22 protein-coding genes, 1 pseudogene and 1 riboswitch are annotated in these 24,731 nt (G+C 63.0%); of the genes and pseudogenes, 11 read left to right on the top strand and 12 right to left on the bottom strand.

Going from position 1 to position 24,731, the window contains the following annotated elements; translation table 11 throughout:
* The first annotated feature begins 49 nt into the window (after window positions 1-49).
* Complete coding sequence (locus ACPDZI_RS12620) at window positions 50-1,342, top strand: NAD(P)/FAD-dependent oxidoreductase (protein ID WP_076360969.1); 1,293 nt, start codon at window positions 50-52, stop codon at window positions 1,340-1,342.
* 105 nt (window positions 1,343-1,447) lie between these two features.
* On the opposite strand, the gene ACPDZI_RS12615 is transcribed toward ACPDZI_RS12620, so the two are convergent.
* Genes ACPDZI_RS12615 through ACPDZI_RS12605 form a run of 3 tightly spaced genes read right to left on the bottom strand, consistent with a single transcriptional unit; the run spans window position 1,448 to window position 4,517 of the window.
* Complete coding sequence (locus ACPDZI_RS12615; RefSeq protein ID WP_268015184.1) at window positions 1,448-2,248, bottom strand: hypothetical protein; 801 nt, start codon at window positions 2,246-2,248, stop codon at window positions 1,448-1,450.
* Window positions 2,249-2,294: 46 nt separating this feature from the next.
* Window positions 2,295-3,374 (bottom strand): HBL/NHE enterotoxin family protein, encoded by a 1,080-nt coding sequence (locus tag ACPDZI_RS12610; protein ID WP_194758648.1) that lies wholly within the window; start codon window positions 3,372-3,374, stop codon window positions 2,295-2,297.
* Between the two features lie 24 nt (window positions 3,375-3,398).
* Window positions 3,399-4,517 carry a hypothetical protein gene (locus tag ACPDZI_RS12605; RefSeq protein ID WP_336989160.1) on the bottom strand — a complete coding sequence of 373 codons (1,119 nt, stop codon included), beginning with the start codon at window positions 4,515-4,517 and terminating at the stop codon, window positions 3,399-3,401.
* A gap of 435 nt (window positions 4,518-4,952) precedes the next feature.
* Between ACPDZI_RS12605 and ACPDZI_RS12600 the strand changes: the two genes are divergently transcribed.
* Together ACPDZI_RS12600 and ACPDZI_RS12595 are read left to right on the top strand one after the other, a co-directional pair.
* Window positions 4,953-5,270: a heavy metal-binding domain-containing protein gene (locus ACPDZI_RS12600; RefSeq protein WP_076360967.1), complete on the top strand. Its 318-nt coding sequence runs from the start codon at window positions 4,953-4,955 to the stop codon at window positions 5,268-5,270.
* Window positions 5,271-5,542: 272 nt separating this feature from the next.
* Window positions 5,543-6,145 (top strand): hypothetical protein, encoded by a 603-nt coding sequence (locus ACPDZI_RS12595; RefSeq protein ID WP_146061285.1) that lies wholly within the window; start codon window positions 5,543-5,545, stop codon window positions 6,143-6,145.
* Between the two features lie 219 nt (window positions 6,146-6,364).
* Here the strand turns inward: ACPDZI_RS12595 and ACPDZI_RS12590 are convergent, their stop codons facing one another.
* Window positions 6,365-7,207: a patatin-like phospholipase family protein gene (locus tag ACPDZI_RS12590; RefSeq protein ID WP_168967239.1), complete on the bottom strand. Its 843-nt coding sequence runs from the start codon at window positions 7,205-7,207 to the stop codon at window positions 6,365-6,367.
* Between the two features lie 265 nt (window positions 7,208-7,472).
* On the opposite strand from ACPDZI_RS12590, the gene ACPDZI_RS12585 reads away from it, so the two are divergent.
* Complete coding sequence (locus ACPDZI_RS12585; protein ID WP_438833234.1) at window positions 7,473-8,486, top strand: S66 family peptidase; 1,014 nt, start codon at window positions 7,473-7,475, stop codon at window positions 8,484-8,486.
* A gap of 89 nt (window positions 8,487-8,575) precedes the next feature.
* Here ACPDZI_RS12585 and ACPDZI_RS12580 read toward each other — a convergent pair whose 3' ends face one another.
* Window positions 8,576-10,837: an LTA synthase family protein gene (locus tag ACPDZI_RS12580; RefSeq protein ID WP_146061287.1), complete on the bottom strand. Its 2,262-nt coding sequence runs from the start codon at window positions 10,835-10,837 to the stop codon at window positions 8,576-8,578.
* Window positions 10,838-11,091: 254 nt separating this feature from the next.
* On the opposite strand from ACPDZI_RS12580, the gene ACPDZI_RS12575 reads away from it, so the two are divergent.
* Complete coding sequence (locus tag ACPDZI_RS12575) at window positions 11,092-12,180, top strand: hypothetical protein (protein ID WP_323944229.1); 1,089 nt, start codon at window positions 11,092-11,094, stop codon at window positions 12,178-12,180.
* Between the two features lie 93 nt (window positions 12,181-12,273).
* Here the strand turns inward: ACPDZI_RS12575 and lysC are convergent, their stop codons facing one another.
* Window positions 12,274-13,626 carry a lysine-sensitive aspartokinase 3 gene (lysC, locus tag ACPDZI_RS12570; protein ID WP_438833233.1) on the bottom strand — a complete coding sequence of 451 codons (1,353 nt, stop codon included), beginning with the start codon at window positions 13,624-13,626 and terminating at the stop codon, window positions 12,274-12,276.
* A gap of 89 nt (window positions 13,627-13,715) precedes the next feature.
* A riboswitch (Lysine riboswitch) is annotated at window positions 13,716-13,940 on the bottom strand.
* A 107-nt stretch (window positions 13,941-14,047) separates the two neighbouring features.
* Window positions 14,048-15,375 (bottom strand): annotated as a pseudogene (gene argA / locus ACPDZI_RS12565) (amino-acid N-acetyltransferase).
* Between the two features lie 259 nt (window positions 15,376-15,634).
* Between argA and msrA the strand changes: the two are divergent.
* On the top strand, window positions 15,635-16,267 hold the full coding sequence (gene msrA, locus ACPDZI_RS12560) for a peptide-methionine (S)-S-oxide reductase MsrA (protein ID WP_024944924.1): 633 nt from the start codon (window positions 15,635-15,637) through the stop codon (window positions 16,265-16,267).
* A gap of 340 nt (window positions 16,268-16,607) precedes the next feature.
* On the opposite strand, the gene ACPDZI_RS12555 is transcribed toward msrA, so the two are convergent.
* From ACPDZI_RS12555 to ACPDZI_RS12545, 3 genes are read right to left on the bottom strand one after another with little or no spacing between them, the layout of a single operon-like run.
* Window positions 16,608-16,943 (bottom strand): DUF3802 family protein, encoded by a 336-nt coding sequence (locus ACPDZI_RS12555; protein ID WP_024944925.1) that lies wholly within the window; start codon window positions 16,941-16,943, stop codon window positions 16,608-16,610.
* 55 nt (window positions 16,944-16,998) lie between these two features.
* A complete protein-coding gene (locus tag ACPDZI_RS12550; protein ID WP_202010495.1) occupies window positions 16,999-17,487 on the bottom strand; it encodes a GNAT family N-acetyltransferase in 489 nt (162 codons plus the stop codon).
* Window positions 17,484-17,840 carry an MmcQ/YjbR family DNA-binding protein gene (locus ACPDZI_RS12545; protein ID WP_168967244.1) on the bottom strand — a complete coding sequence of 119 codons (357 nt, stop codon included), beginning with the start codon at window positions 17,838-17,840 and terminating at the stop codon, window positions 17,484-17,486. Before ACPDZI_RS12545 ends, ACPDZI_RS12550 begins: the two co-directional genes overlap by 4 nt.
* Before the next feature lie 106 nt (window positions 17,841-17,946).
* Between ACPDZI_RS12545 and ACPDZI_RS12540 the strand changes: the two genes are divergently transcribed.
* Both ACPDZI_RS12540 and ACPDZI_RS12535 read left to right on the top strand, forming a co-directional pair.
* Window positions 17,947-18,729: an alpha/beta fold hydrolase gene (locus ACPDZI_RS12540; RefSeq protein ID WP_005302068.1), complete on the top strand. Its 783-nt coding sequence runs from the start codon at window positions 17,947-17,949 to the stop codon at window positions 18,727-18,729.
* Between the two features lie 153 nt (window positions 18,730-18,882).
* Window positions 18,883-19,278 (top strand): VOC family protein, encoded by a 396-nt coding sequence (locus tag ACPDZI_RS12535; RefSeq protein WP_438833232.1) that lies wholly within the window; start codon window positions 18,883-18,885, stop codon window positions 19,276-19,278.
* A 73-nt stretch (window positions 19,279-19,351) separates the two neighbouring features.
* Here ACPDZI_RS12535 and ACPDZI_RS12530 read toward each other — a convergent pair whose 3' ends face one another.
* On the bottom strand, window positions 19,352-19,666 hold the full coding sequence (locus ACPDZI_RS12530) for a ribbon-helix-helix domain-containing protein (protein ID WP_268015174.1): 315 nt from the start codon (window positions 19,664-19,666) through the stop codon (window positions 19,352-19,354).
* 66 nt (window positions 19,667-19,732) lie between these two features.
* Window positions 19,733-20,710 carry a LysR family transcriptional regulator gene (locus ACPDZI_RS12525; protein ID WP_011706382.1) on the bottom strand — a complete coding sequence of 326 codons (978 nt, stop codon included), beginning with the start codon at window positions 20,708-20,710 and terminating at the stop codon, window positions 19,733-19,735.
* A gap of 60 nt (window positions 20,711-20,770) precedes the next feature.
* Between ACPDZI_RS12525 and ACPDZI_RS12520 the strand changes: the two genes are divergently transcribed.
* From ACPDZI_RS12520 to ACPDZI_RS12510, 3 genes are read left to right on the top strand one after another with little or no spacing between them, the layout of a single operon-like run.
* Window positions 20,771-22,468, top strand: coding sequence for an L-lactate permease (locus ACPDZI_RS12520; RefSeq protein WP_438834576.1), 1,698 nt, complete (start codon window positions 20,771-20,773; stop codon window positions 22,466-22,468).
* Window positions 22,469-22,480: 12 nt separating this feature from the next.
* Window positions 22,481-23,302, top strand: coding sequence for a (Fe-S)-binding protein (locus ACPDZI_RS12515; RefSeq protein ID WP_438834575.1), 822 nt, complete (start codon window positions 22,481-22,483; stop codon window positions 23,300-23,302).
* The gene (locus ACPDZI_RS12510) at window positions 23,295-24,731 is read left to right on the top strand and encodes a LutB/LldF family L-lactate oxidation iron-sulfur protein (protein WP_438833231.1); all 1,437 of its coding nucleotides are present in this window, start codon (window positions 23,295-23,297) and stop codon (window positions 24,729-24,731) included. The genes ACPDZI_RS12515 and ACPDZI_RS12510 overlap by 8 nt, the downstream gene beginning before the upstream one ends.

Raw genomic sequence — 24,731 nt, 5'->3', positions numbered from 1 at the left:
AAGGGAGCCGATGGCTCCCTTCGCTTTAATGGAACCGAGGTAATTAACCATGACCAATATTGTTGTCGTCGGCGGCGGTGCCGGCGGTCTGGAGCTGGCCACCAGCCTGGGCCGCAAGCTGGGCAAGAAGAACAAGGCCAAGATCACCCTGGTTGATCGCAACCGTACCCACCTGTGGAAACCCCTGCTGCACGAAGTGGCCACCGGCTCCATGGACGCGGGCATCGACGCCCTGAGCTACCAGTCCCACGCCAAGAACCACGGCTTCGACTTCCAGCTGGGTACCCTGACCGACATCAAGCGCGACGAGAAACGCATCGTGCTGGGGAAGATCGTCGACGATAACGGCGACATCGTGGTCAACGAGCGCGAGCTGCCCTACGACTACCTGGTGATGGCCATCGGTTCCGTCTCCAATGACTTCAACACCAAGGGCATCAAGGATCACTGCATCTTCCTGGACAGCCCCTCCCAGGCGCACCGCTTCCACAACAGCATGATGAACCGCTTCCTGCAGTTCGCCACCGAATACCAGCCGGGCGACAAGGTGAAGATTGCCATCGTCGGCGGCGGCGCCACCGGTGTCGAGCTCTCTGCCGAGCTCTACAACGCGGTCGAGCAGCTCTACGCCTACGGCTTCAAGAACCTCACCACCGACAGCCTGAAGGTGACCCTGGTGGAAGCGGGCCCCCGCATTCTGCCGGCCCTGCCTGAGCGCATCAGCGGCGCAGCTCACCAGGAGCTGGTCAAGCTCGGCGTGGACGTGCGTACCGCCACCATGATCACCGAAGCGACTGCCGATGGTCTGCATACCAAGGATGGCGAGCTGATTGAAGCGGACCTGATGGTGTGGGCGGCCGGCATCAAGGCGCCGGACTTCATGAAGGATATCGCCGGTCTTGAGACCAACCGCATCAACCAGCTGGTGGTGAAAGAGACCCTGCAGACCACCCGTGACGAGAACATCTTCGTCATCGGTGACTGCGCCGCCTGCCCGCAGCCGGACGGCAAGTTCGTGCCGCCCCGCGCCCAGTCCGCCCACCAGATGGCAACCCAGGCGTTCAAGAACATCCTGGCCAAGATGAACGGTGGCGAGCTCAAGCCCTACCTCTACCATGACCACGGTTCGCTGGTATCCTTGAGCCGCTTTTCCACCGTGGGCAGCCTGATGGGCAACCTGATGCGCGGCTCCATGATGGTGGAGGGCTACATCGCCCGTCTGGTCTACATTTCGCTCTACCGGATGCACCAGATCGCCCTGCACGGCTACGTCAAGACCGGCCTCATCATGCTGGTGGGTCGCATCAACCGGGTGCTGCGCCCGACCCTGAAGCTGCACTAAGCCGCCTGGGGCAAACGTGGCGGGACGGCAACGGCCCCGCGCACCATGAAACGCGCACTATGAAAAAGGAGAGGCCCTGGCCTCTCCTTTTTTGTTGCGGGCAGATCAGGAGGCGTCCACCTGCAGGGTACGCACCTCGGTGAGGGCGGCGGTGAAGAACAGCCGCGCGAGCTCCGGATCCCCTTGCCCGGCATCGCGGGCGACGTTGGCAATGTCGCCGCCGAGCAGGCTGATGGTGTTGCCGACCTTGCTCACCCGATCGATGAGGGAGCCGAACTGCTGGGAGAAGGCCGTCGTCTGGCCGAGGAAGCCTTGCTGACGCTGGATCTGCCCCTCAATCTGGTTCACCTGTCCCTCCAGGCTGCTCACCTTGTTCTGGGTCTGCGTCAGGGTGACGGCCAGGGCGATGAGGCCCGGCAGCCCCAGCAATCCCAGCCCCAGCAGGTAGAGTTTTTTCTTGTTGAGGGAGTCGAGCTCCTGCCGGGCGCCGTCCAGGTTGGATTGCAGCCCGGCGATGGTGGCTTGCAGCTCCACGCCGATCCGTTGCAACGCGATGTTGTCTTGCGTGATGCGATCGTTGGCGCTCTGGCTGGCGGTCAGAGTCTGGGCGGTCAGGGTCTGGATGGGAGCGATCTCCTGCTGGACCAGATCGACGAACGCCTTGAGCGCCTCGGGGTTGAAGGGGCCGGTATTGGCCAGCTGCTGGGTCAGTTGCAGCTCCAGGCGGGCAGCAAATACCAGGACCTGCTGCTGCATGGTTTGCACCTGGGGCAGCAGGGCCGCAACCACCTCACCGACGTTCTGCTGGATGTTGACGGCGTTTTGCGGCAGACCGCTGAAGGACTGAATGGTCGCTTCGGCCTGCTGCATGTTGGCAATGGATTGGGAAAGAATGCCGTTGCTCATGGGGTCTCCTTGCTGAAAGAGGGCGGCCAGGCCGCCCTCCCGTGGTTTAGGCGGCCAGGCGCGCCACGAAGTTGGCGATGGTGTCGGTCTGCGGTACTTGCAGCGGGCTCACCCCGGCCATCTGGGCCTTGATGGTGGTCACGTCGGTGAGCACCGTCTTGACCGTGGTGTCGGCGGCGGTCAGCCAGAGCTGGCGGATGTCGTCGCCGCTGGTGATCCCCTTGTCCAGGTCGGTGATCAGGCTGCCCAGATCGGAGGTGAGGGAGTCCCAGGCGTTGCTCATCTGGGTGGCGGCGGTGACGGCGTTTTGCGCCTGTACCTGCAGCCCCTTGTAGCCGTTGCCGATCTGGGTGGCGATCAGCACCTCGCTGTTGAGGTTGCTGCGTTTCTGGTACAGATCCTGGCGGGCGCCCAGCGAGTTGTGCAGCACAATGGCGCCAGCCGTGATGCCGCCGGCCCCGGCCACCATCATGGCGACCCCGCCGATGACCACCGGGGTCGAGGTGCCGGCGGTCACGAAGTCGGCCACGGCACCGATGGCGGTGACGAAGGCGCCACCAATCACCAGCAGCCCCCCGGCGACGATGCCGGCGATGGCGCCGTCAATGGCCGCATTCACCTTGTCGATGTCGCCGTTGAGCTGGGCGAGCACCCCGTTATCCCCCTGCACCTTGCTGTTGAGGTTCACCACGATCCCCTGGAAGTTGCTGGAGTCGGTGATGAGGTTGTTGTTCAGATTGACGATCACCAGGCGGGTGTCGGCGGAGAGCCGCTGATATTCGGTGGCCTGCTCCTTGATGACGCTCAGCTGTCTGAGCCACTGCGCCTTGGTGGAGCCGGGCGGCAGCACGGCCGGAATGGCGTTTTGCAGGGCAAAGTAGTTGGAGATGTTGCTGATGTTGGTGATGATCTGCGGCTGGATGGTATTGAGATAGAGGTCGGCGTGCCCCTTCGCCAGATCGAGCCCCTGGTTGATCTGGGTCTGGTTGTCCTTGAGGTTCGGGAACTGGCTGAAGTCCACCGGCACCTGCTGCTTGACGCTGTTGCAGTAGGTCTGGATCTGCATGGCTTGGGAAGCCTGGTTGGCCATACCCTGGTCCATGGTGATGGTTGTTGCGTTGGTCATTTGGCGTGTCCTTGCGTGGTGGGATTAAGCGTCGGGTAGAATGCCGTTGCCGGCGTAGGCTGCCTTGATGTCGTCAACCTGGCTCGAGAGCAGCTGCCAGGACTGGGTGTTGAGCGCCACGGTGCGTCGCAGCTGGCGTACGTCGTCGGGGCTGTTGAGGTCAGTGACCACGGGCACGGCCCCTTGGTAGGCGTCGGCCACCTTCTGCCAGCCTGCGGGCAACTGGGTGACGGTGTCGGCAACCCGGCTGTAGGTGTCGACAAACAGCTGGTTTTGCGCTTGCACCGACTTGGCCACGCTCAGCAGGGCGTTGGTGGCGGCCAGCGCCTGGTAGGCCTGGGCCAGCTTGTCGGTGTTGGTCTTGAGCTCGCGGGCCGCCTGGCTGGAGCCAGCGATGCCGGAGGAGAGCGCCTCGAGACCGGAGATCATGTACTGGGTCTGCTGATCGGTCTCTTTGGCTATCTCCTGCGAGGTGGCAGGTTTGGCTCCCTTGTCAGCCGGTTTCTGCTCCAGCGTCAGCGAGGTGACGATGGCCCGTCCCAGCTGGTTGACCCCTTCACCGGCCTTGCCGCCTTCGTCGACGATCGCCTGGATATTGGCGGCGATAGCCTTGTTGAGGGCGTCAATGATCTCGGTCTGACGCTTGGCGTCGGCCATCAGATCCTGCTCGAGCTGGGTGATGACGCCGTTGAACTGGGTCATCAGGGGGCGCAGGGAGCTCCAGGCCACCTGCACGCGGGTATTGAGTGCCTGGGCATTGAGCCGATAGCTCTGGGCCTGATCGACGAGTGACGTCAGTTGTTGTCCCATCCGTGCCCCGCCCGCGAGAACGGCGGCGTCGTCTTCCTGACCCAGCAGGCGGTTGAACGCGGCGACCAGGGCGTAGAAGTTGGAGCCGTTGCTCAGCAGATGGATAAGACCGGACAGGTTGGTCTGCTGGTAATAGCGTGCCTGGTTCATCATCTGGGCCTGGTAGGCCTCGATTTTTACCGCGAGGGTGGAGTCGATCTCGCTGTTGGCCAAGGACTGCTGCATCAACAGCAAGTTCGCATAGGTCTGGTTGAGCAGGGCGGGTGAGGTCGCGGACAGGTAGGCGGCCAGCAGACCTTGATCCCCCAGATCCAGGGTGGCGATCGTGGTCATGACATGGTCTCCATAGCGGTGTCGGCGAGCGGACTGGCGGGGGAACATGCCCCCAGTGCGAGGGTGGGGTGAGGTAGTCGGGTATCCTGCTGCATCATGCTGCTCTCCTCGTGACTAAGTGGGTCTGTCCCCGTGCTGTGCCGGGACAGACTCACCCTAGGGAAAGGCAAAATGGGTCACAACTGATACTTTTGTCACTTGATGTTTGAGCTGGATCGGCTAATAAAAGGGGCGTCTGCACGGGGCGTTTTGGCGGCCCGGTGTTGTCCTTTGCCGATAACTTCTGCCGGTAAACAGGCCTGTCATCGGGCTGTGGCTGTGGGATATGGGACACGATCAGCCAGGGTCTGGCTGATCGTGTCGAGTCTGCCTGCTTGCCTGGTCTCCTGCGCTGCTTTAGGCTGTCTCCCCAGTACACTCCACAAGGAAAGCAAGATGATCCTCTCAACCACTCCCACCCTGGAAGGCAAGACCATTCGCGAGTACCGTGGCATCGTCGTGGGCGAAGCCATTCTCGGCGCCAACGTGTTCAAGGATCTGTTCGCCGGCATCCGCGACATCATCGGCGGCCGCGCCGGCGCCTATGAAAAAGAGCTGGCCCGGGCCCGGGAAATCGCCTTCGACGAGCTCAAGGAGCGCGCCGCAGCGCTGGGCGCCAATGCGGTGGTCGGCATCGACATCGACTACGAGGTAGTGGGGCAAAGCGGCAGCATGCTGATGGTCAGCATTAGCGGAACCGCCGTGCTGGTTTAAGCCTGCGTTCCTGCTGTTGTGATCTAGGCCGATAACCTGGTTATCGGCTTTTTTGTGGGGGCTGGCGGTGCCGCTTCCCTGGCCATCAGCGGAAAATGAGTCAATGTATGCTCATAACTTGTTGATTGTTATCTTTAATATTTTTTAATAATGGCCCGTTGCCGATTTTATATTTTTTAACTGGGCGGCGGTGAGTCGTCAGCACTAGAGTGTGTGCCATCAGGACGACATCCGGCACGGATGACATTTCATCTCTCTCAAGGCGTATCAAGATGCACAAGAAATCAGCTCTGTTGACCATCATCACCCTGGCCATCACCGCCCATGCCGGCAGCGTTGCGGCGGCCGTGCCCAACTTCAGCGCCAGCTGCCCCATGAATATCCAGGTCAAGGGAGAAGGGGGAAGCGTCTACATCAACGGCAAGAAGGCCACCCTGAAAACCGATGCCCCCAATGCCTATTCGGCCCAGAGCGGCAAGATCATGATCGGCATCACCTCGGATTCCGCCACCAGCGAGCCCAGCATCGACTACGCCATCAAGCACGACAACCGGGCCAACGGCCTCTGCACCGTGCAATCCTGGTCAGCAGGCAAGGCGGCCGCGTTGCCGATGGCCAAGGGGAACTCTCCCTATCAGGGCAAGTGGACCGCCAAGAACAGCGGCACCGGCCAGACCGTGGCCGAGATCCGGATCGACGGCAAGGAGCAGGTGTGGGTCAACGAGGTCAAGGTGAAGGCCAAGCGTACCGACGGTGCCCTGCAGTTTCGTCAGGGGATGATCCTCTATACCCTGCAGGGCGATCCCCGGGTGCGCAGCGAGAGCAACTGGCAGGATACGGATGCCGGCTCGACCGGCCCGATCACGCTGGAATAACCGACAGTTCATCTAGAGGGTAACAGCGGCGCAGGCGATGGCTTGCGCCGCTTTTTTGTGTGGCCAAGAAAAAAGGGGAAGCGGAGCCACGCGCCGGCCCGACGACAGATCCCCACCGGTTGTCGACCTTGATGCTCTGCTTCCCCAAACGAGGTTATGGCTGGGTTGCGATGTCGGACGAGCCGGCCTGTAGCCCGGCTGTATCACTCTCTGTCGGTGCTAGTTGAGCAGGGCGGCCTGATAGCCGGCGCACTTGCCCATCACGTAACCTAGCTCCAGCTTGTCGGGGTCACGGGTAAAGCGGGAGACCGGAAAGTAGTCGGCCGGTGCTATCACCTCGATCTGGCAGTCCGCTGGCGGATTGGCGATAAAATCGAGTGCCTCGTTGTAGCTGCGATCCCGCTGTTCCAGTGCCTGCGCCAGGGCGGGGCGAGTTTTCAGCAGGGTGCGGATCATCCAGGGGAAGGGCATCGGCTTGAGCCGATAGCCCAGCGGCTCGGAGAGGATCACCGTCAGCTGACGGGCGCCGCGCCGGTAGGCCTCGATCACCGGGATGGAGTCGGCCACCCCGCCATCGGTCATCGGCACCCCGTGTACCTCGGGATATTCGCGAGAGGCGAGGGGGATGGCGCAGCTGGCGGGCAGCACTTCATTCATGTTCTCCGGTTTGACCCGGATGTACTCCGCCTTGCCGGTCAGGGTATTGGTCACCACCGCGTAGAAGGGGATGCCGCTTTGCCGGTAGCTGTGTACGTCCAGCGGGTACTTGCGGCAGCTGGTGTTCCACAGCCAGTGGATATCCACCAGATTGCCTCCCTTGGCAAAACGCAGCGGGTCCATGAACTCCTGGCGGCAGGCCAGCTCGGTCAGGATGTCGTGGCTGCGACCATGCTGGCTGGCGAGATAGGCCAGCAGGTTGGTGGCCCCCGCCGAGACGCCGATGGCAAAGTCAAACGGGCGATAGTCATGCTCGATGAAGGCATCCAGCACGCCGCTGGCAAATATGCCGCGCATGGCGCCGCCTTCGACAACCAGAGCGCTGGGGGATGGGTGTGTTTTCATGACTGACGCCTTATCGATGATCCGGCCAAACAGAGCCGTATTAGGAAGGCCAGCGGTGGGCCGGCGAGCGGATTGGGTTCATTCTAGGCAGGGGATATTGTTCGGTATATCTGTAAATTTTGAATTAGTCGTTTTGTTTTTATAAACAAAAGGGGTTGCTTGACTGCTTGTGAAGCAGACCAGGAAGGGACTAGTATGGGGACGTTTTTATCCTCAGCCCCGGGAAGGAGGGGCCCCATCATCTCTGTCAGGGAGTACGCAATTCATGACTCTGCTCAAACCGCCGGGGCTAAAGCCCGGCGATACCATCGGCTTTTTTTCGCCCTCCAGTGCGGCCACCGCCTGGGCGCCAAACCGCTTTGCCCGTGCCGGGGCGTTTCTGGAGGGGCAGGGCTTCAGACTCAAGGCGGGCAGTCTCACCGGCCAGCAGGATCACTGGCGATCCGGCTCCATCGCCGCCCGGGCCGAGGAGCTCAATGCCCTCATTCGCGATCCAGCGGTGCGCTGCATCATGTCGGTGATTGGCGGCAACAACTCCAATTCCCTGCTCCCTTACCTCGATTTCGATGCACTCAAGCGCGATCCCAAGATAGTCATCGGCTACTCCGACGTGACGGCCCTGCTGCTCGGCATTCATGCCCGCACTGGCCTGGTCACCTTCTACGGCCCGGCGCTGGTGGCCTCTTTCGGCGAGCTCTCGCCGCTGGTGGACGAAACGCTGGCGGGCTTTCGCCAGATCTGCCAGGCCGGGGGCGCCAGCGTGCCCCACACAGTGCCGACCCCGGCGCAGTGGACTGATGAACGACTGGATTGGGAAAACCAGACCAGGGCCAAGCAGTGCCAACCCAACCGACTGATCTCGGTGGGTACCGGTCGGGTGCGGGGCCGGCTTATCGGCGGCAACCTCAATACGATGGCGGGGATCTGGGGCTCCCCCTATATGCCGGCCATCGAGCAAGGGGATATTCTGCTGCTGGAGGACAGCCTCCATTTGGCAGCGACGGTGGAGCGCTCGTTTGCCCACCTCAAGCTGTGCGGGGTGTTTGATCGCATCGGTGCCCTGGTGCTCGGCAAACATGAGTTGTTCGACAGTCAGGGCAGCGGCCGGCGGCCGCTCGATATCCTGCTGGAGGTAGTAGGGGAGCCGACCTTCCCCATTCTGGCGGAGTATGACTGCGCCCACACCCACCCCATGCTGACCCTGCCCCTTGGCATCGAGGCGATGCTGGATCTCGATGCCCAGCGTCTCACCCTGTGCGAGTCCTGGCTTGGCGAGTGAGCCTGCTCCGGCTGCCATCGCCGCATCGGCAAATAGACAAAGAGGTCGCCCGGGCGACCTCTTTGTCATCTGTCCCGCGGTAGCGGGGCTCAGGGCAGGGCGTCGGGCCGGAAGCTGGCGCGGATCTGCGGCACCAGGGGCGCGACATCAAATCCCTTCTCTTCTCCCAGCACCGGGTGGAGCAGGGCCAGATCCGGGATGGGGGTCATGTCGCCCGCCAGCAGTTGGCGAGTGGCCTGACCCATCTGATAGAGCTGGCGCACCGGGGCAAACTGGGTCGCCAGATTGAGGGAGTCATCGGCGCGGGCAAAGGCCATCATGGGGATCTGGTAGCTGGCATCGCGGGGCGGCTTGTCGCCGTGAATGCCCTTGCCGGCGGACATCAGGAATGGCTGGTGATCGCCAAACGCCACCACCAGGTAGCGTTTGCCTGAGCGATCCAGGCTGGTGAGCAGATGCTCCAGCGAGGCCATGGCATCCACCACGCCGGTGTAGTAGGTGTTGAGCAGTTGGCGATCGGCGTCGCTCTGGTCCGGGCAGGCCTTGTCGAGCTGCTGGGCCTGGTAGCGATCCCCGTCGAAGGGGCCGTGCCCCTGCATGGTGACCGCGTAGGCAAACAGCGGCTGCTCATCCTGCTCGCTGCGTTTGAGCAGGTGGTCGATCAACGCATCATCAGAGATATAGAGCCCCTTGTGTTCGAGCGTGGTGAAGCGGGTGTCGAACCAGCGCTCTTCATAGCCAAGGGCCGGGATCGCCTTGGCGCGGCCCCAGAATTTCTCCACATAGGGGTGGGCAAACAGGGTCTGGTAGCCACTTTGCTTCGCACTTTGCGCCAGGCCCGGCACCTGCTCCGAGAGGTAGTAGTAGGGCACCACCCCCTGTTTGAGCAGCCCCACCGGCAGACCGGTGTTCATCTCGAACTCCGCCAGTACCGTCATGCCGCCGGTGGTGGGGGAGTGGATGGTCTTGTGCCACTGCTGCACGCTGGCCGGCAGGCTCAGGGTGGGGGGCGGCGCGCAGATCTTGCCCTGCCAGCCGAGCCAGAGGGATTCATATTGCAGCACGATCACCAGATCGAAGCGGGGCGGCTGGCTCAGGCTGACGTGGCTGAGCTGAGGGGTGAACTCGTTGATCTGCAAGGGATAGCGAAACACGCTGCCGCTTTGCAGCATCTCGTCCACCAGGTTGAACAGATAGAGGCCGGGCCCCGAACGGATGATGTCTCTGTGGTAGTTGACCGCTCTGTCCACGTAGCGAATGTTGGGCCCCAGCAGCTTGTTGCCGGTCTGGGTGGCGAACACGCACAGCGCAAAGAAGGCGGCGGTGGCGGCCAGGGTGCGCAGGATCCAGCGCGACAGGGCGAAGCGCCAGCACAAGAAGAGGGCGAGTGCGCCGCCCAGCAGCGGCAGCACCGGGTGCTGCTCCAGCAGGATGCGCAGCAGCGCCACCAGGTTGCCGAGATCGTCCCCCCCGAGCGGTACCCCGTAGATGGCGATCTTCATGAAATTCGCCAGCAGCCCGATGCCGGACAGCGCCGTGAACACCAGCCCCATATAGAGGTTGAAGCCCGCCAGCGCACAGAGGCTCCAGCCCAGCACCATGCTGCCCCAGGCGAGGTAGTAGTGCTCGGGGCGAAAGCCTGACCAGAGCAGAAATTCCCCCAGCTTGAACACCACGAAGCCGTGCAGCAGCACGAAGGTGAGGTTGCCGAGCAGCAGGCTGCCGGCGATGCGCCAGCGCAGATTGCGCCTGAGGCTGGGCAGCACCACCTTCAGCACGGCGGCGCTCAGGGCCAGTACCAGCAGCAGGCTGGTGCAGAGATAGGTGAGGTTGAAACCCCGCTCCGGCAGGGTCTGCAGGATCTGGCTGAATTCACCGCTCTCGGGCCTCTCCTTGAGCAGCAGGCCGATCCGCAGCTGATAGCGGCTGGCCAGGGCGTCGTCGGGGGCCCGCAGGGTGCTGTTGAGATCCAGGGTGCAGCGTCCCTTGCGGCACAGCTGGCGCTTGTCCACCGGCTGGCTCAGCTGATCAATGCGCTCGCCCCTCTCATTGAGCAGCTCCACCCTGACCTTGTCACCCTCCTGCAGCGGCCCGCGCAACTGCCACTGGCTGCGCACCACCAGATAGAGGCCGCGGCTGTCGCTCTTGTAGAGCAGGGCGTGACGGGTGAGGGTGGCGATGGGGTTGTCCGCCGGCCCCAGTACCAGCGGCTGGGCCCGGCCGAGCCAGCTGGCGGGGTTGATCTGCGGTAGCAACAGGGTCAGCAGCAGCAGCGCGGTCAGCATGGCGAGCAGCACGGCGGGCAGTGCGGGCACCCTGGCTGACAAGCGCGCTGAAGTGAGGGCTTTCATATGGGCTCATCCTTTGAGCGAGTGACGATGAAACATGGCTGCTGCATTTAATTTGACCCGATGGTGATGGGCTTGTTCCTTGTTGTCAATTTAATGACCGGACAATGAACATTGCGTGACCGTGAAACCATGCAAACTGTGATCCCGATCCGGGGGCCGCACTCATTCTGTGATGAAAGCGTCATCATGGCGATTTGCCGCTGGCCTGCCTCTGCCTTGCTGCTTAGTCTCTCAATATGGATGGAGGTACATGTATGAATCCCAAAGTAGCGGCACGTCAGGCAAGATTGCTCCGCATGCTGGAGAGCAAACAGGAGATCCGGATCGGGCGCGAGCAGGACTGCCCCTTGCCCGTGGCCAAGCTGGTGCGACTCAAGGAGGATCATCCGGCGGTGCTTAAGGTCTATCGTCACGGCCTCACCGCCGAGGTGTTCCACCTCAAGGTGGAGGGACATCACTGGTGCCTGAAGCGGCGCCGGCACGACTCCCTGGTGGCCAACGTGGACGGCAGAACCGCCTTCCTGACCGAGCTGGAGCGCCGCCGCGAGATAGAGGCCCTGCGGGAGTTGCACCCCACCATCCTGGCCAATGTGGTCTGTACCTGTTTTGGCTCGGCCCGGGCTGGCGTGCTGGTCTCCCCCTGGCTGCGGGGCGTGCCGGTGCATGCACTGAACGAGCGCAACCTGGCGCAGATGCTGGCGGTGCAGGCGGAGCTGGCCCACTGGGGCTGGTTCGACTGGGATCCTAGCCCCGGCAACCTGCTCGACGACGGCCAGCAGATCAGCGTGTTCGACTTTGGCTACATGTGGCCCTTTGACCCCCGCCATGAATTCAACTCCAACGGCCTCACCGATCCCGCATTTCACGTGCCGGAGCGGCTGGAGACCCGCACCCTCTCGGGCCTGTGGCTCGACGAGCCGGATCCGCTGCCGCAGTTTCGCTACTGGCGCGGCCTGTGCATCAATTGGGCGCAGCGGGAGCTGCAGCATCTGACCCGGGAGGGGGCGAGCGCACCCGTGCTGGCCCGCTTGCAGGGCCTGTTGGGGGAGTGGCGTTCGGCGCTGGCCAGCGATGAAGCGCTGGCTGCCAACTGGTGGCGCGACATGTATCGCAGCCACCGGCTCGACATTGACGACGATCTCAGCGGCAAGAGCTGCGGCCCGCTCACCCTGCGCCGGCTCGACTGGTTGCAGCAGGCGGTGACCGAACACTTCGCCGAGCTGGTGGACAACCTGGGCCCCGACGAGGCGGGCTTAAGTCAGGCGGCGCTGCTGAGCCGGCTGGAAGGGCTGCGCGAGGAGATCCGGGCCAACCTGCTGCCGGTACCGACTCTGGTGGGTTAGGGAGAACCGCACTTAGATCTCATTTGCGTATCACCCTATATAAAGAGAGGGGCCAACCGGCCCCTCTCTTTATTTCCATGCGGTGTCAGTACATCAGTCGAGCAGTTCCTGGTGGAGGCGGTTGACGATGTGGCCCGCCTCGTCCTCCTTGACCAGGAAGCAGAGGTTGTGGGCGCTGGCGCCGTAACAGATCATGCGGATGTTGTGCTCGCGAATAGCGTCAAAGACCTGACTGCCCACCCCGGCCGCCTCGCTCATCCGGTTGCCGATGAGCGCTACCAGCGCCAGCCCCGTTTCCACCTGCACCTTGCACAGCTGGCCAAGCTCCGCCAGCACCTTGTCGCCGAGGATGGGCTCGCCGTTGCTCTGGCTGCCGGTATGATCCAGGGTCAGCGACACGCTCACCTCCGAGGTGGTGATGAGATCCACCGAGATGCGGTGGCGGGCCAGGATGCCGAACACCTTGGCCAGAAAACCGTAGGCGTGGAACATGTTGAGGCTGTGCAGGGTGACCAGTACCTGGTTGCGGCGCAGGGCCACGGCGCGAAACAGCGGATTGGTGCGAGTGCTGGCGCGGATCCAGGTGCCGCCGGCAGCCGGATCCTTGCTGGAGCCGACAAACACCGGGATGTCCTGGCGCACCGCCGGCTGCAAGGTGGCCGGGTGCAGCACCTTGGCGCCGAAGGTGGCCATCTCGGCCGCCTCCACGAAGCTGATTTCGGGGATGGGACGGGCCCGGGTGACCAGGCGCGGATCCGTGGTGTAGATGCCGGGCACGTCGGTCCAGATCTCGATGGTTCCTGCGTCGAGTGCCTCGGCCAACAGGGCCGCGCTGTAATCGGAGCCACCCCGGCCCAGGGTGGTGGTGCGCCCATCGCCGTCGGCACCGATAAAGCCCTGAGTGATGATGAGGCTGTCGCCAAGCAGGGGGCCCAGCGTGGCCTGGCAGAGGGATCGGGTAGCGGCCAGATCCACGCTGGCCTTGCCAAAGCGGCTGTCGGTGCGCAGCAGCTGGCGCGCATCCTGCCAGCAGGCTCTCACGCCACGCTGACGCAGCAGTTCGGTAAAGAGGCGGGTGGACATCAGCTCGCCGCAGGCGATGATCCTGTCGGCCAGCTCGGCATCGGTGTGCAGATGGGCCTGGCGCGCCATGGTGCGGATTTCGCCGAGCTGGCCGTGGATGAGGTCACTCAGGTCTCCTGGGTCGCCCAGCTCGGTCAGAATCGCCTGCTGGATCTCGGTGAGCCTGGCCAGTTGCGCCTCCTGGCCCGCCTCGTCCAGATCGCCCTGAGCCAGTGCCACCAGCAGATTGGTGACGCCGGCGCTGGCGCTCAGCACCACCACCCGGGTGGCCGGGTTGGCCAGCACCACATCGGCGCAGTTGTTCATGGTTGCCGCGTTGGCGACGCTGGTTCCGCCAAACTTGGCGACATTGATCGGGCTCATTGCTTACTCCTGTCTTAATATGAAAATCCGGATCCATCGGGCAAAAAGAGAGGAGGAGGCTGAAAATGGCAGGAATGATCGAAGCTATCCCGGCCAGAAGCACTCCACCCGCAGAGCCCATCCCGTACCCGCCCCTGACGGGGCGCGGTGGGGGATGACCACTACCGATGACAACCCGGGGGATTCAGCCCCCGCAGCCGACACTGAGGTATCCAGTTGCCTCAGATGTCTCGGCGCTGCTCCCCCTGACCCAAGTTCACCGGACACTGGTGTCCTCCCTCGGGCTGCCTGGGCAGCGCTCCTCTTCTGGCTCCACCAGGGCGGTGGAGTGCATTTAGAAATACCTTGCGTTGGATTGCACTGTCAATCGAGTTTGTGAAAAAGTTCAAAAAGTCAGCCAAGTCAACGCAAAATCAATGGCTTATACGATTGTCTTTGACAAAACCTTGGAGCGACGCTGCCAGTTGTAGAGGCGTTGGCGCGCCACCGGCAGATCTTCCACCTCCAGCGGATCGAAGCCCCGTTCCCGGAACCAGTGGATGGAGCGGGTGGTGAGCACGAACAGGCGGCGGATGCCGAGCCGTTTCGCCCGCTCGGCCACCTTGGCCACCAGCTGATCCCCCCGGTTGGAGTTGCGGTAGTCGGGGTGGATGGCGACGCAGGCCATCTCCGCCATCGCCTCTTCCATGAAGCAGTAGAGCGCCGCGCAGCCGATGATGAGGCCGTCGCGCTCGATGATGGTGAATTTGTCGATCTCCATCTCCAGCTGCTCGCGGGAGCGGCGCACCAGGATCCCTTCCTCCTCCAGCGGGCGGATGAGATCCAGGATGCCACCGATGTCCTCGATGGTGGCGGCGCGCGCCTGCTCGGCGCTTTCCCGCACTATCTGGGTGCCGAGACCGTCGCGGCTGAACAGCTCCTGCAGCATGGCACCGTCATCCTGATAACTCACCAGGTGGGAGCGGGGCACGCCGCCGCGGCAGGAGGCAATGGCCGCGCGCAGGTAGCGGGCGGTGCCGGACATCTCTTCTCCCGCCTGCTCCAGCTCCACCAGCAGCTCTTCGGCCTGCTCGGGGAAGAGCTCGGAGATGGCCTCGCCGTGGCGGTCCATCACCCCCTGGGTGCTGCTGAAGCAAATGAGTTTGTCTGCCTTGAGGTCGACCGCCACCCGGCGGGCCACCTCTTCCGAGCTCAGGTTGAAGCTCTCGCCGGTGACCGAGCAGCCGATGGGGGAGATGAGCACCAGGCTCTTCTGATCGAGCTGGCGGGTGATCCCCTCCACGTCGATGCGGCGTACCCGGCCGCTGTGGCAAAAATCGATGCCATCATCCACTCCGAGCGGCTGGGCGGTGACGAAGTTGCCGCTCACCACGCTGATGCGGGCACCCTGCATGGGGGTGTTGGCGAGCCCCATGGAGAGCTGGGCGGTGATGTCATACTGCAACCCGCCGCACACCTGCTTGATGATGGCGAAGCTCTCGTCATCGGTGACCCGGATGCGCTTGTGGTACTGGGCCTCGATGCCGGCACGAGCCAGCGCCTCGTCGTTCTGCGGACGGGAGCCGAATACCAGCACCAGGCGTATCCCTAAGGTCTGCAACAAGGCGATATCGCTGACGATGTTGGCGAAATTGGGGTGGCAGAGGGCTTCCCCCCCATCATCAGCACGAAGGTGGCGCCTCTGTGCACATTGACGTAGGGGGTAGACTGCCGAAAGGCATAGACCAGGCTGGGTTCGCGTTCACGCACTTGAGGCTTCTTCCATAAAAAAACAGCAATGGGCTCAATATATGAAAATAAATTCACAAATCAAGATTAAATATTGATTTGGCGTGATTTTGTCACCGGGACGGCCAGGCGGACAGAACAGTGGTGACACCAGGCAGGGCAGGGGCGTCAGCGGTGTGAGGGTGCGCCTCAGGTTGATCCCGGCCCATAAACTGTTATCTTCGATATTCCTTTTCGTCAGCTGTGCGATCGCACAGGTTTTTATACAAGGACAGGGTGCATGGAACAGATTATTTCGCCGGCAGACGCGCTGCCGGGACGCCGCGAGGCGATGGTGATTGGCCAGCAGCATGCGGTCAATGGTCACCCGACTCAGGGACCCTGGCCTGAAGGGATGGCGGTGGCCTGGTTCGGCATGGGCTGCTTCTGGGGGGTGGAACGCCTGTTCTGGCAGCAGCCTGGGGTCTACTCCACCGCCGCCGGCTATCAGGGCGGGGTGACCCAGAATCCCACCTACAAGGAGGTGTGCAGCGGATTGACCGGCCATGCCGAGACGGTGCAGGTGGTGTTTGATCCCAAGGTGATCAGTTACGGTGACCTGCTCAAGCTGTTCTGGGAGCAGCACGATCCGGCCCAGGGCATGCGCCAGGGCGGTGACATCGGCACCCAGTACCGCTCCGTCATCTTCTTCGGGGACGACACCCAGGAGGCGATTGCCCAGCAGAGTCTGGCCGCCTACCAGCAGGCGATGACGGCGAGCGGTGACGGGCGCACCATCACCACCCGCATTCTGCCGCTGGCGCCCTTCTATTACGCCGAGGATTACCATCAGCAATATCTGGAGAAGAATCCGGACGGATATTGCGGCCTGGGTGGCATCGGCGTCTGCCTGCCACCGAGCCTCAACCGCTAGGTGAAGATGACGAGTATCTGTTGCTTGTCATTGATGGTGAAAAAGAAAAAGGCCGCGTTTGCGGCCTTTTTATCGGGCGTTGTCAGGAGAATGAAAAAATCATAAAAAAATGTGTCATGGGTGGGAACTAAATTGAACCCGCTTTGCCTAACCTAGTAGCCACCATGGATGGCGGCTAAGACCAGACACATTTCTTGCCTCGAAAATTCATAAAAGTCATTGAAAAGCTTGATGAGTTGAAATGATAGCAAGCAGGGCTGCCCGTTGAAGGCGGCCCTTTTCATGTTTGCGGTGCGGAAAATTTGCGAGGGTGTGGCGAACTTGGCGTTCGCCATTGTGATCAGCTGATGGCGCCGTCAAACAGGTTCTTGATAAGATCGATGAACTCTTCGAGGAAGGCTTTCTGCTCCGGGGTCGGGGCGCGCAGCCAGACGGCGGAGAGCACCTCTTCCAGATCGGCCACCACCGCATCGGCTTCCTGCATGATCACGAAGCGCAATTTGGGATCGAGCTGCGGGTTCTGCTCGCAGATGGCCATCAGGTTGCTGGCCACCCGGCCGCTCACCAGATCTTCGATGGTCTGTTCACCACTGCTCTGTTGCTGGGTTTCAAACAGTCCCAGACTCTCCACCAGATACTCAATCAGGGCGATATAGCCTTCGCTTTCTACAACCATGGCGGCCTCAATCCTCAACAATACGAAAAAACTGTGCGTATTTTAGTGGCTGGACCTAGCTTGGCAAGCGGCAGTGCAGGCGATAACGGATAAAACTGACCCCGCCGCGCTCCACGCTCTCCAATCCGGTCAGCTCAAAGCCATACCGTAAAAATAGCCCATAGCTGAAGACGCTGGCTTCCGTTGTCAGCTGTGTGAGTCCGAGCCGTTTTGCCTCGGCGAGGGCCGCAGCCAGCAGCAGGCCGCCATAGCCCCGGCGCGGGTGATCGGCGCTCACATAGAGCAGGCTGAGGTGGCCATCCTGGCTCAGGGTGACGAAACCGAGTGGCTCGCCGCCTTGCTCCAGCACCCAGCCGTGGTGCTCGCGCAGCTGGCCGGCAAAGCCGGGATGATGGGCGCCGAGGGCCCACTGCTCCACCTGTTCCGGGCTGTAGTGCTGGGGGCCAATCCTTCGCACCGACTGCTCGAACAGGGCGCAAAGGGCGGGGATGTGTTGCTCGTTCAGCTGGACGAGCCTGGGCTCTGCTGCCATGGCGGGGCTCATCGCTGCGGTGCCTGCGGGCGCTTGGCCTTGGGCAGACCGGCCACCACCCGCTCGTAGGAGTGATGCACCCAGCCCTGCCAGAGATCGTCGGCCAGGCCGTTGCTGAAGGTGACCGTGTTCCAGTGCTGCTTGTTCATGTGCCAGCCCGGTTTGACCTCGGGGTGGAGTTCGCGCAGCAGCAGGGCCAGCTCGGGTTCGCACTTGAGGTTCAGCCGCAGCGGCTCGGCCTGCCAGTCCAGCAGGGCAAACATCTTGCCGGCGATGCGATAGACCAGGATCTCTGGGCCGAAGGGGGTATCCTCCTGAGCGCCCGGCAGGGTCAGCAGAAAGGATCTCAAACGGGTCAACTCCATGGTCATGCTCCTGGCCGCTTGCGGTGCAAACGTATTAGTCGGGTGAAAAAATCTGCTAAGATGCGCGCCTACTATACCCCAATGCCGTCGATGAGGGAGTCGCAAGATGCTGTATCACAAGACCTTCGAGCTGGGTCCCGAGCGGGATTGGGTAGTATTCGTGCACGGGGCGGGCGGCAGCTCCTCCATCTGGTTCAAGCAGCTGCGCGCCTATCGCGAACACTTCAACGTGCTGTTGCTGGACCTGCGTGGTCACGGTCAGTCCCACAAGCTGCAGCAGGTGATCAAGGGCCACTACAGCTTTCGGGCGGTGACCGAGGATATCCTGCAACTGCTCGATCACCTCAACATTCGCCGCGCCCACTTCGTTGGCATCTCCCTTGGCACCATCCTCATTCGCCATCTGGCGGAGCTCTGCCCTGAGCGGGTCAAGAGCATGGTGCTGGGTGGCGCCATTTTGCGGCTCGACATCCGCTCGCGGGTGCTGGTGCAGCTCGGCCGCCTCGGCCAGCATATCCTGCCTTACATGTGGCTCTACCGGCTGTTTGCCTTCATCATCATGCCGCGCCAGCACCATCAGGAGTCGCGCAACCTGTTCGTGCGCGAGGCGCGCAAATTGTGCCAAAAAGAGTTCAAGCGCTGGTTTCGCCTCGCCACCGAGGTGAACCCCCTGATGCGTTACTTCAAGGAGCGGGCCCTGCCCATTCCGACCCTCTACGTGATGGGGGAGGAGGATCACATGTTCCTGGCGCCGGTACGCGAGCAGGTGGCGCGCGATCCCTACAGCCGGCTCGAGATCATCGACGGCTGCGGCCACGTCTGCAACGTGGAGCGGCCAGAGCACTTCAACCGCCAGTCGCTGGCCTTTCTCACCGCCCAGCCCGGCTGAGCTGGCGCCAGCCGCCGATTTGATGCGGCCCTGGTGGCTTGAGCCTGCGAGGTCATGTCAGGTTTTGGCCGCCAATCACCGGGTGCTAGTCCACTACTACCCGGCCGGCTGAGCCCTTGGTTACCCTGTGACTCCCATCACCAAGGAGTCCCTATGATCAAACTCGTTCACAGCATGATCCGGGTTCGCGACCTGGATAGATCCGTGCGTTTCTACCGCGAGGCCCTCGAGCTGGCGGTGCGGGATCACTTCCCCTTCGACGGTTTTTCCCTTACCTACCTCGCCAATGACCAGAGTGGTTTCGAACTCGAATTGACGCACAACCAGGGTCAGGCCGAGCCCTACCGCCATGGCAACGGCTATGGCCATCTGGCGGTGACGGTGGAAGACATCGAGGCGGCGCATCAGCGCCTGACGGCCCTGGGTCTGGCCCCTGCGCCGGTCAAGGCGATGCACCATGAGGGCACCCTGCTGGCCCGGCTGTTCTTTTTGACCGACCCCGATGGTTACCAGATCGAGTTCATCGAGCGGGCCGGTCGCTTCGCCTGAGCTTGAAGAGGTGAATATGAAGGGCCGCAGCCTGGTGCTGCGGCCCTTTTTTCATGAGGAAGGAAAAGGCCCCTCAGGCGGCGACGTTCTGCTCCTGTCTTGTTTCCAGATGGACCAGGCAGGAGCAGCGCAGCAGGGAGGCAAAGTTGCTCATCTCCATGCCGTTGCCGAGCGCCTCCTGATAGAGCTCGGAGAGAAACAGCCCCATGGAGCGCCCCTGGGTCTGACAGAGCTGCTCCAGGATGGTCCAGAACTTGTTTTCCAGCCGGATGCTGGTGCTGTGGCCGCAGATCCGCACCGAGCGGGTGGTGCAGGCGTAGTGAGTGGGATCCTGGCCGGAGAAGACGGTGCACATGGGCTGGTCCTGAGCGGTAAAGGGGAGGGCCATGGTAGGCAACTCTGCCGTCCGGGTCAAAAAGCCCCCCGTTTGGGCCTAGGATGACCGCCATCCCCGCTAGCCGAAGTAGTGAGCGATGTCGAGGTAGCGCTGGCGGATGTGCTCGATCAGCAGCCGGATCTTGCGCGGCGGCTGGCGGGTAAAGGGGTAGACGGCGTAGATGCCGAGCTTCTTGCCCACCTGATCGGGGAAGAGATCCACCAGCTCGCCATTCATCAGATCGTGATAGACCAGGCAGCGCGGCACATAGACGATGCCGCGTCCCCCCAGCGCCGCCTTGCGCAGGGCGCCGGCGTTGTCGGTGCAAAAGCTGCCCGACACCGACAGCAGATAGTTGCCTTCTTCGCCCTTGAAGGCCCACTCCGAGGCCCCCGTGCTCTGGTAGGCGTAGCGCAGGCAGTTGTGGGTGAGCAAGTCTGACGGCTCGCGCGGCGCCCCGAAGCGGCGCACATAGGCGGGGGCGGCGCAGATCACCCACTGGGAGTCGAGGATGTGGCGGGCAATCAGGCTCGAGTCATCCAGATAACCGGTGCGAATGACCAGGTCGAACCCCTCTTCCACCAGATTGACGAAGCGGTTGTCCAGCGACATCTCCACCGTGAGCCCCGGGTGTTGCTGGCAAAAATCGGCCACCGCATCGGCCAACAGCAGCTCGCCGGAGATGGTGGGCACCGACATGCGCACATGGCCGCTCACTTTTTCACCAAAACCCGCCACCGCGTCGAAGGCGTCCAGTGCGGCGGCCTTCACATTTTTGGCACCCTGATAGAGCGCCTTGCCGGCCTCGCTCAGGGTGAGCCGGCGGGTGGTGCGATAGAGCAGCTGCACCCCGAGCTCTTCCTCCAGGCGCCCGATCCGCTTACTAACTACCGAATTTGTCAGGGAATTTTGTTCAGCTACCTTGCTGAAGGAGCCTGCCTCCACCACCTGGGCGAAGAGGATGAGGTCGTCGGTACTGGCCATATTGATCAACTTTTGGAACGAATGTTGTTCATTATTTCCATATATCGCGAAAAAGGAACAGGGTAAGGTCACGTCCGCTTAACAAAACAACAACAAGGTGCGCCTCTGCACCGCTCGGACAAGGACGCAATGATGACAGACACCCTGCTGGCCCTGGTGGCCTTCTCGCCGATCCTGGTGGCCGCCGTGCTGCTGGTCGGCCTCAACTGGCCCGCCAAGCGCGCCATGCCCGTCGCCTTTTTGTTGACCGTGTTCATTGCCCTGTGGGGCTGGCAGATGAGCCCGACCCGGGTCTTCGCCTCCACCCTGCAGGGGCTGGTGATCACGGTGACCGTGCTCTGGATCGTGTTCGGCGCCATCCTGATGCTCAACACCCTCAAACACACCGGTGCCATCAGCGCCATTCGCGGCGGTTTTACCAACATCTCGCCGGACAGGCGCATCCAGGCCATCATCATCGCCTGGTGCTTCGGCGCCTTTATCGAAGGGGCCTCCGGTTTTGGCACCCCGGCCGCCATCGCGGCACCCCTGCTGGTGGCCATCGGCTTTCCGGCGCTCGCCGCCGTGCTGCTCGGCATGATGATCCAGTCCACACCTGTGTCGTTCGGTGCGGTGGGCACCCCCATCCTGGTGGGGATCAACAAGGGGCTGGATAACCAGGCCATCGGCAACACCCTGAGCGCCGGTGGCAGCAGCTGGGACATCTACCTGCAACAGGTGACCACCAACGTGGCCCTCATTCACGCCACCGTCGGCACCCTGATGCCGGTACTGATGGTGATGATGCTGACCCGCTTCTTCGGCCGCAACCGCAGCTGGACCGAAGGGCTCGCCATCCTGCCCTTCGCGATTTTCGCCGGGCTCGCCTTCACCGTCCCCTATGCCCTCACCGGCATGCTGCTCGGCCCCGAGTTCCCGTCCCTCATCGGCGGCCTGGTGGGGCTGGCCCTGGTGGTGACGGCGGCGCGAGCCGGTTTTCTGGTGCCCAAGAACTCCTGGGATTTCGCCCCCGAGAACGAGTGGCCCGCCGAGTGGCTGGGCTCCTTGAAGCTCGATCTCAAAGAGGCCGCCGGTCGCCCCATGTCGCTCATGCTGGCCTGGCTCCCCTATGTGGCGCTGGCGCTCCTGCTGGTGGCGAGCCGGGTGAGCCCGGCATTCAAGGCCAGCCTCCTGTCGGTGAGCCTCGCCTTCACGGACCTTTTGGGGGAGAAGGGGGTCAGCGCCTCCATTGAGCCGCTCTACCTGCCGGGGGGCCTGCTGGTGCTTTGCGCCCTGCTCGCCACCTGGCTGCAATCGCGCTCCCTCGCCCCCTTCGGGCGGGCATTGGGGGAGTCCAGCCGCACCCTGATCGGCGCCGGCTTCGTGCTGATTTTCACCGTGCCCATGGTGCGCATCTTCATCAACTCCGGCGTCAACGGGGCGGATCTTGCCAGCATGCCGGTGACCACCGCGAATTTTGCCGCCGGGCTGGTGGGGGAGTTCTTCCCGGCGCTCAGCGCCACCATCGGTGCGCTGGGGGCCTTTATCGCCGGCTCCAACACGGTATCGAACATGATGTTCAGCCAGTTCCAGTTCGAGGTGGCCCAGACCCTGGGGGTTTCCACCGCCGCCATGCTGGCCCTGCAGGCAGTCGGTGCCGCCGCGGGCAACATGATCGCCATTCACAACGTGGTGGCGGCCTCGGCCACCGTGGGGCTGCTCGGTCGTGAGGGGGCGACGCTGCGCAAGACGGCGCTGCCGACCCTCTACTACCTGCTGGCCACCGGCCTTATCGGGCTGGCGCTCATGTACAGCTTCCACATCTCGGACGCACTGCTGCAGCTCAAGTAAGGAGAGCAAGTGATGAAGGTAATGCGGGTCTACCCGGCCAAGCCGGCCGATGTCTATCTCTACGCCACCTGTCTGGTGGACCTGTTCGACCCGGTGGCGGGGCTCGATGCCATCGCCCTGATCGAGCGGGAAGGGATAAGGGTGCACTTTGTCGAGAAACAGACCTGCTGCGGGCAGCCGGCCTACACCTCGGGTCACGAGGAGGAGGCGCGCAAGGTGGCGCAAAGCCAGATGGCGCTCTTCCCCGAGCCCTGGCCGGTGGTGGTGCTGTCGGGCTCCTGCGGCGGCATGATGCACCACCACTACCGCCGCCTCTTCCCCGAGAGCCCCGAGGTGGCCGATTTTTGCGATCGGGTGTTCGAGCTCACCGAGTTTCTGGCCCGGGTCTGCCGGGTGCGCTGGTACGGGGTGGGGGAGGCGAGCATCGTCATGCACACCTCCTGCTCGGCCCGGCGCGAGATGCAGGTACACACCACGGCCCGCAGCCTGCTGGGGCAGCTCGATGGCGTCACCTTGCATGAACAGGCCTACGAGAGCGAGTGCTGCGGCTTTGGCGGCACCTTCTCGGTGCGCCACCCCCACATCAGCCAGGCCATGGTGGAGGACAAGACCCGCCACCTGCTGGCCACCGGCGCCGACACCCTGGTGAGCGCCGACTGGGGGTGCCTCTTGAACATCAAGGGATCCCTGGCCTATCAGGGCAGGATCTTGCCTGCCACCCACCTGGCGAGCTTCCTGCTCGCCCACAGCCGCCCCGACAGTGACGAAATAGCTCATAACGGCGCCGCTGTTAGCGATTTGGCTCATACCAAAGAGGCCCAGCCCCATGTCTGATCACGCCAAGTATTCGCCGCGCCGCTTCCATCCCCAGGCCGAGGCGGCCCTGGCCGACCCCGTGCTGCGCCAGAATTTTCGCGGCGCCATGGATTACCTGCGCGCCAAGCGCCGGGATGCCTTCGCCGACCCGCAGGAAGAAGCGGCGGTGCGCGATGCGGCGGAGCAAATTCGCCAGCGCTGTCTCTCACGTCTGCCGGAACTGCTGGAGCAGCTCGAAGCCAACTGCGAGCGCAACGGCATCCGGGTACACTGGGCCCAGACGCCGGCTGAGGCCAACGCCATCATCCTTGGCATCGCCCAGCAACACGGGGTGAGCAGCATCGTCAAAGGCAAGTCCATGGTGAGCGAGGAGGTAGGCTTCAACCACGAGATGGCGCGCCACGGCATCCATTGCCTTGAGAGCGACATGGGGGAGTTTATCGTCCAGCTCGACGGCGACACCCCGTCCCACATCATCATGCCCGCCATCCACAAGAACAAGCAGGAGGTGAGCGACACCTTCGCAAGCAACCTGGAAGGCTTCACCCCCACCACGGACGTGGACGCCCTGATCCAGACCGGACGGCGGGCCCTGCGTGAAGAGTTTCGCCGCGCCGGCATGGGGCTCTCGGGGGTGAATTTCGCGGTAGCCGAAACCGGCAGCCTGTGTCTCGTCGAGAACGAGGGCAACGGGCGCATGTGCACGACTGTGCCGAAAGTCCATGTGGCCATCACCGGCATCGAGAAGGTGGTGGAGTGCCTATCCGACGTGCCGCCCCTCTACAGCGCCCTGACCCGCTCGGCTACCGGACAGGCCATCACGACTTACTTCAACGTCATCAGCGGCCCGCGCCGGGCAGGGGAGCTGGACGGCCCGGACGAGGTGCACCTGGTGCTGCTCGACAACGGCCGCAGCCAGGCTTACCGGGACGAAGAGCTGCGCAAGACCTTGCAGTGCATCCGCTGCGGCGCCTGCATGAACCACTGCCCGGTCTACACCCGCATCGGAGGCCACGCCTACGGCACCATCTACCCGGGTCCCATCGGCAAAATCATCTCCCCCCACCTGCTGGGGCTGGAAAGCACCAGCGATCTGGTGACGGCCTCCAGCCTGTGCGGTGCCTGCGGCGAGGTGTGCCCGGTGCGCATCCCCATTCCCGACATGTTGCAGCGCCTGCGCCGGGAGGCCAAGCACGACGCACAGCCCGGCCACGAACCGCTGGCGGGGCAGGGGGTGGCCAGGAGCCGGCTCGAGACGCTTGCCATGCAGGGCTTTGCCTTTGCCGCCACCCACCCGCGCCTCTATCACGCCGCGACCGGGGTGGCCGGTCGCCTGCGGGGGCTGATGCCTAAACATCTGGGCCCCTGGACCCAGTGCCGCGAGGCCCCCAAACCCGCCCCCCAGAGCCTGCACGCCCTGCTGCGCCAGAAGAAGAAGGAGTCCTGA

The organism is Aeromonas oralensis, assembly GCF_049665575.1.
Classification (GTDB): Bacteria; Pseudomonadota; Gammaproteobacteria; order Enterobacterales; family Aeromonadaceae; genus Aeromonas; species Aeromonas hydrophila.
This window is presented reverse-complemented; position numbering and strand designations above follow the sequence as displayed.